General features: G+C 65.3%; 5 protein-coding genes and 1 pseudogene. All 6 read left to right on the forward strand.

Annotated elements, in window-relative coordinates; all coding sequences use genetic code 11:
• Positions 1-1283 (forward strand): phage tail protein (locus ACO6D5_RS28630; RefSeq protein ID WP_485827261.1); only part of this gene is annotated, 1283 nt, incomplete at its 5' end.
• The gene (locus ACO6D5_RS28635; protein ID WP_485827259.1) at positions 1280-1705 is read left to right on the forward strand and encodes a GNAT family acetyltransferase; all 426 of its coding nucleotides are present in this window, start codon (positions 1280-1282) and stop codon (positions 1703-1705) included. The genes ACO6D5_RS28630 and ACO6D5_RS28635, both read left to right, overlap by 4 nt.
• Before the next feature lies 1 nt (position 1706).
• A complete protein-coding gene (locus ACO6D5_RS28640; protein WP_485827258.1) occupies positions 1707-2306 on the forward strand; it encodes a virion core protein, T7 gp14 family in 600 nt (199 codons plus the stop codon).
• 3 nt (positions 2307-2309) lie between these two features.
• Positions 2310-4451 (forward strand): hypothetical protein, encoded by a 2142-nt coding sequence (locus tag ACO6D5_RS28645; protein ID WP_485827262.1) that lies wholly within the window; start codon positions 2310-2312, stop codon positions 4449-4451.
• Entirely contained in the window at positions 4448-6913 is a 2466-nt protein-coding gene (locus tag ACO6D5_RS28650; RefSeq protein ID WP_485827263.1) for a lytic transglycosylase domain-containing protein, read from the forward strand. The genes ACO6D5_RS28645 and ACO6D5_RS28650 overlap by 4 nt, the downstream gene beginning before the upstream one ends.
• A pseudogene (locus ACO6D5_RS28655) lies at positions 6910-8365 on the forward strand (hypothetical protein); the annotation flags it as partial. The gene ACO6D5_RS28650 and the pseudogene ACO6D5_RS28655, both read left to right, overlap by 4 nt.

Below are 8365 nucleotides of genomic sequence, written 5' to 3' on the forward strand. Positions count from 1 at the left end.
CAAACGCGAACGGGTGGCCTGAACATGGCGCGTTCTGGCGCCAGCGTTTGGTCCTCATGGCTGGCCGTGTCGGCGCCATGTCGGTAACGGCCGATTTCGAGAACTTCGCCGCGAAGTCGCCAGGCGGGGAGCAGGAGACGGATTCCTCTATCGTGTTCCGGCTGAACGCCCGGCAGATCAACAGAGCCGTCTGGCTGGTCGAGTCAGACAACCTGATCATCGGCACGGACGGTGATGAGTGGATTGTCGGCCCGATCCAAGCGAATCAGGCGCTGGGCCCGGCCAACATCCGCGCAGAAAGGCGAACCGCATACGGGTCCAGGTCGATCCAGCCGGTGGAAGTCGGCGGCCGCGTCCTGTTCATTCAAGCATCCGGCCGCAAGCTGCGGGACTACGAGTACAGCTACGACACCAACAATTACGCCTCTTCGGACACCACGAAGCTTGCTTCCAACGTGCTGCTGAGTGGTGTCGTGGATCTGGCCTACCAGCAGGAGCCGGATTCCATTATCTGGGCGGCGCGGGCTGACGGTCGTCTGGTCGGGTGCACGTATGACCAAGAGGCCGGGCGCAGCGACGTCTATGCGTGGCACCCCCACCCAATGGTTAACGGGTTCGTCGAGGCTGTCGAAACCATGCCATCGCCTGACGGCTCAGCCGATGACCTCTGGATGATCGTGCGCCGCCAGGTGAGCGGTCAGACCGTCCGCTATGTCGAGATCTTGCGGGCGCCGCTGAAGGAAGAGGAAGTCCAGGCCGAAGCCTTCTACGTCGACAGCGGCCTGACGTACCGCGGCGCGACGACGGACCGTGTCACTGGCTTGGAGCATCTGGAAGGGCAGGAGGTCGATATCCTGACCAACGGCGCAGCCCATCCTCGCCGCACTGTCGTCGCGGGCCGTGTTGACTTGCAGTTCCCTGCGGAAGTCATCCATGTGGGCCTGCCGACGAGTTGCGCCGTGGCGACCATGAGCTTGGAAGCGGGATCGGCCAGCGGCACGGCGCAGGGAAAGCTCAAGCGGATCACAAACCTGATCGTGCGCATGTACCGAAGTCTGGGCGGGAACGTGGGCCCGGCGCGCGACATGACCAACACGCTGAACTTCCGCCGGCCGTCGCAGCCAATGGGTAGCGCGCCGCCCCTGTTAACGGGCGACAGCGACCCGATCCCATGGCCTGGTGGGTACGAGCGCGGAGCTCAGATTTGGTACACGAATGAGCAGCCGCTGCCGGTCACCCTGGTCGCGCTGATGCCCGTGGTGGGCACGAGTGACGATCGATGAAGATAGTCCGGATGACCGCGGCGCACGTCCAGGCCGTGCAACTGCAGAAGGCCCAGGCGTTCGCGATGCCGATGATCAGCGCCGAGCATGCGCAACAGCTTGCGGCGGCCGACGGTGTCGCCTGGGCCGCGCTGGATGGGGATGACGTCATTGCCTGCGCCGGGATCGTCCAAGCTCACGAGCAGCGCGGCATGGCCTGGGCGATGTTCTCCGAAAGGGCGCTTCTCCAGTTCAAGCTGATTCATCGCGTCGTCCGTATGGTCCTGGCCGGAGCCCAGTGGCGCCGGATCGAAATGACCGTCGACGCCAGCCATGCCGCCGCTATCGCCTGGGCCGAACGGCTCGGGTTTGAACGCGAAGGCCTCATGCGCGCCGTGACCCCTGACGGACGCGACTGCTTTCTCTATGCAAAGGTGAAGTGATATGGATCCAATTTCGGCGTTTCTCGTCGCGAATGCCGGCACGATCGCGGCCGTCTCCGGCGGTGTCGGTGCCATCGGCTCCGTCATGCAGGGCAGTAGCGCCGCGTCCGGCTACAACCAACAGGCCGACGCGTCAGAGCGCAACGCCACCATCGCCGAGAACCAGGCCCGGCAGGCATACGACGCGGGTTTGCAGAACGAACTCGGGCAGCGCCGCAGCGCCTCTCAGCAGCAAGCAGATATCCGCACTTCCGTCGCTGAGTCGGGGCTTGATCCCAGCAGTGGGTCGGCGCTGTTACTTCAGCAGCAGTCCGCCGAGAACTTGGAAATGGACGCCCTGACGACGCGCTACCAGGCGCTTCTGCAAGGCAACGCCTATGAGCAGCAGGCGACCATGGACCGCTTCACCGCCAGAACGTTGCGGGCATCAGGGAAGGACGCGAAGCGTTCCGGGCTGCTGGGTGCGGCTACGACCGCCCTGACGTCTGCCGCAGGCTATGGCCTATCCCAGCTTGCTCCGGCTGCTGCCGCTGGTTCTGGCCTGCGAGCTGGTAGCGGCGTTGGCCTACGCGTCGGCAACGTCGCACAGTACTGGAGGTAATCGATGGCAACCCGTGTCCCCATTCAAGTCGCGCAGCAACGCCAAGCCCTGCCTGTCGGGACCTCCGCGCCGCGCGTTCCCATGGCCGTAGCCGCTGACACGTCCGGCGAGGCCGTATCTCGCGTAGGGGCTGGCCTGGGGCAGGTCGCGGCGGCTGCTGATCGCCTGCAGCGGGAGCAGTCCACCGCCTGGGTGTCGAAGGCCACCAGCGACGACCAGATCAAATGGCTCCAGCGCCTGAACGAAATGCAGGACACCGCCGCTCCGGGCGCGCCGGACTTCACCCCGAGCTTGCTTAAGGAATTCGACGACTACAGCGCGCAAGCCCTGGAGAACGCTCCGGAGGGGACGCGGCCGTTTTACCGCGAGCAGTTGACCCGTCAGCGCACCTACCTTGGCCAGCGCGCGGTCGAGTTCGAATCAAAAAGCCAGCGGTCCTACATCACGTCGCAGTACCAGACTGGCATGGAATCGGACGCCGCGACCATCGCACTGGACCCGTCTCAGTACCGAGAACGCCGCGCGGCGCGTGTCGCGGCGCTGCAATCATCTAGTCTTCCTGAGGGTGTCAAGGCCAAGCTGCTGGGCGAGTCAGAATCCACGCTTGCCTACGCCGCTGGCGCCGCGACGATCGACCGGGACCCGCATGGCGCAGTTCAGGCATTCGACGCGGCGGCGCGGGGCGAGGCGTCAGCAGGGTACGAATGGGTCCGCTTTCTGGACTCCGACAAGATCCAACAGCTTCGGGCGCGGGCGCAGACGCAAACGGACCGCATCGATACCCGGGCCCGCGTGGAGCAGGACCGATCCATCGCCCGTGCGCAGCGGGCCGTTGGCGAGGCGGATAAGCAGGTGTCGACCGGCCTGCCGGCCCGCACCGAAGACATGCTCCGCTGGTCGAGCATGGTCCAGGGCACCGAGTACGAAGCACAGTTTCGGGAAATGATGCGCGGCCAGGATGAAGTCCAGCAGGTGCTGCGGATGCCCGTGGACGCGCAGCAGGCATACATCCAAGACAAACGCCTGCAGCAGCAGCGATCAGGCGCCAGTGTCACGGACGCCTCGAATCTGGACCGCCTGTCGCGCGCGGTGGAGTCCAACACCAAGATGCTCCGCGAAGCTCCCCTTTCCTGGGTGGAGAACCGATCTGCCCAGCCAGCGTCGGCCCTGGACTTCGGCCAGTTGGCCACCCCGAACGGCACCGCCGCGCTGGGGCAAGCGCTGCGCGATCGGTCTGACCTCATTCGAGGCCTGCAACGCGCGAACCCCGCTGGAGCCGTCCAGATGAGGCCACTCCTGGCTGCGGAGGCCGAGCAACTATCCAGCACCTTTAAGCAGGCCGGCGCCCGCGAGAAGCGGCAGATTCTGGGGCAACTGTATTGGGCGGCTGGTTCGCCTGACACCTATCAGGGCATCGTCGGCCAAGTGGACGGGATAGACCCGATGATGGCGCGCCTCGGGCGACTGGCCGGGAGCTACGAACAGACGAAGCTGCAAAACAATTGGTTCTCTCCGGATGTTGTGCAGTCCGCAGGCGACGCCGCGGCGACAGCCATTGCAGGCGACGAGATCCTTCGGGGGGGTGGCAAGGCCGGCGCACTCAGCTATCCGCTGCCGAAGGACAACGAATTCACGCAAGCCATCGCCAACAAAGTCGGGAAGCTATACCGCGGCGCGGCCTCTGGTGACAGCAGCGGTCAAGCCTTCATGCAGGACGCCTACGCGGTAAAGGCCTACTACGTGGGAAAGGCAGCGCAGGAGGGCGACCTATCCCCCGACGTTAATTCCTCACGGCTGGACCAAGCGATTACCGCGGTCCTTGGGCAGCCCGTCAATTTCCATGGAAACGGCGAAGTGCTTGCCCCTTGGGGTATGAACGAATCGGACTTTCTGGATAGGGCCAATCGAACCGTGGCGCGGGAGATCTCAGCGCGAGGCCTTCAGGAACAGCTTGGACGGAGCATGTCGAACAGCGGCCTGATTGGCGTGGGCGCCGGCGCCTACGCGGTAACCCTGGGAGGAATCCCGGTGCGAGATCCGAAGTCCGGACAGCCGATCATCATCCAGATGGCACCTGACGCAGACGGCGGCCGGGATGAGTTCGGACGGCGTTTAAGCGACATGATCCCAGGGGCGCAGCAATGATGAACCTTGACGAGCAGCGCCTGCGCGAGGTCAACGCAGCAGCGCGCACGCCGAATGAAATTCTGGGGCAGGCTGAACCTGGGGTCCTGAGTGGCGTGGTATCAGAAGTACCGCGTGGTGTTGCGCGCGGCGCAGCGAAGGTACAGGGCACGCTGACCAGTATCGCGGGACAAGCCTATCAGCCTGCCCTCGATGCGCTGGAGTCAGTGACGGGTGTCCGAGCTCTGAATCCTTTCGATCCGCTTACCCGGGCGTCTGACGCCGCTGTCCGTCAGTACGCACCTGATCCTCTGACGACGGGCACAGCTGGCCAGGTCGTCAACGGTGTGGCGGATGTGCTGACCCAGGTGGGGCTGGGCACTGGCCTGTTCGCTGCTGGCGGGGCGACCGGCGTCTCGCTGGCCTATGGGGGAGCGGTGACGGCCGGCGGCGCGACCGGGCGGTCCAGGTTCCAGGAACTGCGCGAGCAGGGAGTCGATGCTGACACAGCGGCGAACGCGGCCTTTGTGGATGCCGTTACGACTGGCAGCGGTGTGCTCGTGCCCGGCGCGATCGGGTATAGCGGCGTCGCCGCGCCCGCGGCAGCGCTCGGCGTGCGAACGGGGGCCCGCGCCTATCTGGGCACCAACGTCGCGTATGGCGCCGCCACGAACATGGCCATGGGGATCGGCCAGCGCGCGTCTACCTACGAGCTGCTTAAGGGCGCAGGGTACGACGCGATGGCGGAGCAATATCGCCCGTTGGATGGTGCTGCGCTGGCTGCCGAAGGGATCCTGGGTGGGATCTTTGGGGCAGTCGGTTCCGCGGCTGGTTTGCCAGTGCGCGCGGGCGCCACGGTGGATGCGGCGCTGGCCGCGCGCGACGCCGCGCATACCGGAATCGGCACCGCGCCGGGCGTGCCTGCGGAACCGGCAACGGCAAATTCTCATCGATCGGCCATCGAGGAAGTGCTTTCGGCGGATGCCCAGGGACGCACTGCTGATGTAGGGCGCACGGGCGTGCAGGATCAGGTGTTCTTGCCGCGAGCCAGCGACCCTGCGCCGGCTCGCCAGGCGCTCGGATACTACGCCGATGAGCTACCCGCAGGACAACGGTTCTTGCCCTCGCAGCGCGTCACAGCGGTGGATCTGACGGCGCGGCGCGGCCTGCGCTTCGATGCCCCTGAACTGAATGAATACGCGGCCTCTGTCGAGCAGCAGTACGGCCTGCCCGCTGGTCTGCTGAACGCGCTCAAGAACGCCGGGGAGCGGAGCAACAGCAATCAGGTCAGTCCCGCAGGCGCGCGCGGCGTCATGCAGTTTATGCCCGATAACCTTCGCAAGTACGGGGTGACGGACGCCAGTGACCCGGTCCAGATGATCGACGCAGCCGGGCGCTACCTGCGCGACACCATGCGCCAGTATGGTGGTGACGTAGATGCGATGATCGCGGACTACAACGGCGGCCCGCGCCAAGCGCGCGAGGTTCTCGCCGGCCGGCAGCCGCGGGCCAAGGAAACCCGCGACTACCTGGCGCGCGTGCGAGAGTACCTTGGGCGCGACACTTGGTCGACTCGAGGGCCCGCAGAAGAGGGTGCACCTTTCCAGCGGTTCCCCACTGAGCAGGCCAGGGCAGCTGCCAACATCGAGCAGGAAATCGGCTCGGTAGAGGCCGAACGGGCCGATTTGCTGGCGACCTTCGGTCAAGCGGCCGATCTGCGCGAAATCTCTTCAGTGCGTGCCGAACTGGTCGAGTTGACCGCTCAGCGGAGCAATCTCAACTCGGACGCGCTGCCCCGTCAGCGCGCCAAGGAGATCCAGGCGGAGACGCCACGCACCAGCTACAAGCAGGCGCTTTCCCTGGCCAATCGAGAGATGCGCGCCGCTGCGCAGGCGCTGGACGGTCAGATTTCCCGGTTGCAGGGCTTTGTGGAGAGCAATCAAGGAGCCGCACAGGCTGCCCAACGTCTGGCTGATCTGGATATGCGCCTGGCGGATCTTGAGCAAAACCGCGCGGCCATTGAAGCGCCAGCAGCCAGACCGGCCCCCATTGCGGCAGCCGTGCAGGAAATGGCAGCACAGCGTGGGGCTCAGCCTAGCCGCGGTGATGTCGGACCTGGAGGCCGCCAAGTTCAGGAAGCTGCTGTCAGCCAGCCGGCTCCGGCTGGGGCACCCGTGCAGGGAGTTCGAACGACGGACGGGGCGGCGCGCGCACCACAGGCGCAGCCAGCGGGTGCTGCCGAGGCAGCCCAACCGCCGCGCGCGGGCGACGGCAATGCAGCGCCAGTCGATATGGAAACTCAGGCGGGACTTGCCCGCCTCGATGAACTTGGCGACATTCGCGTGCGCGAAGAGGACGCCGATGGCAACGTGCGCGAGGTCTCCTTGCGCGATCAACTGAACGAAGTGCAGGCAGAGCGCGCATACAGCAGGCCGGAAGGGTTCCGGGCCGCCGTGGCGTGCTTCCTGCGATTGGGGGCATGATGAGGCAGGAATGCATCGAAGCGGTTTCGCAAGTCCTGGGGCGCGGCTTGACGCAGGCGCAGAGCCAGGACATCGAGAACCGCATTGCGCGGGCCATGCGCCAAATCGCCGCTGATGACCTGGGCGCTTGGCGGGCCATGAGCGAGGCCGATCGACTGAGCGCGGCAGCCGAGCGCGCGGCTATGGACATGCAGGCAGAGGTTGCGCTGAAAGAGCGCCGCATCGCGTTGACAGCGTTGCGACATGATGCCGTCCAGTCCTACCTGGAGAAGTCGACGTTCAGCCCCATCGATGCGCTCTCCCGATCTCTGATGTTCTATGCCGACGGCAAGAGCGGCACGCTCTCGGTGGAGAGCACTTCGCAGGCGATCAGAAACCACGCCTTGGGGCAGATGCTGGACGTGTTCGATACGGCCAAGGGCGGACTGCTTGGCCTGGTGACCGACCCGGCCAAGACCTTGTCCATCGCGCGCGAACTGCGCGGAACGAAGACGGGAGACGCTGACGCGGCAAAGGCCGCCAAAGCCTTCAGCGATGTCGCTGCTCAGCTTCGAGACCGATTCAACCGAGCCGGCGGTAATGTCGGGCGGCTGGAGAACTGGGGGTTCCCACAGGCCCACAGCCAGCAGCTGGTGGCCACCGGCGGCGGCAAGCTCAAGGGCGACGCCGCGCGCGCCATGTGGGTGGACGACGCTATGACCGGCCTGGACCGCAGCCGATACGTCAATGAGGACGGCTCTCTGATGTCCGACGGCGAAGTGCGTGACCTTTTGTCGGCCGCCTGGGAGACGCTGTCCACCAACGGCGCCAACAAGATCGAGCCGGGCAGGGGGCTGCCTGGCCGTGGCTTGATCGCCAACCACGGCAGCGCCGAGCGCATTCTGCATTTTCAGGATGCCGAGAGCTATATCCGATACGCGGAGAAGTACAGCGAATCGACCATCCTGGAAACGATGCAAAGGCATGTTGAGGGCATGGCCCGGGATATCGCCTTGACCGAGACCTTTGGGCCGAATCCTCACCTGGCGTTTCGCTATTGGCGCGAGCGCGCTACCCAGCAGATGAAGATGCGCGAGCCTGACCGTACGGAAAAGATTGAGGCGAAGGCGCGCTGGCTGGACACCGTGTACCAGAACACGGCCGGGACCAAGGAACCGCCTGTCAACGCGGCACTGGCCGAAGGTATGGACACCTATAAGGCCCTGAATGTGGCATCGCGGCTTGGATCCGCGTCGCTGGTGGCTGCGATCACCGACCCGGCCACCAACGCCCTGACAGCCATTCATAACGGCATTCCTGTCTGGCAGGTAATGGCGAACGAAGTCCGCACCCTGAACCCCGCGAACGCGACAGATCGGCGTGTCGCTCTGCGTGCAGGCCTGGGCATCAACCAGTACCTGGGCGCCATGAACCGCTGGGGTATGGACGGTATGGCGAGAGATGGGCAGGTCT

The organism is Achromobacter sp. (genome assembly GCF_057314935.1).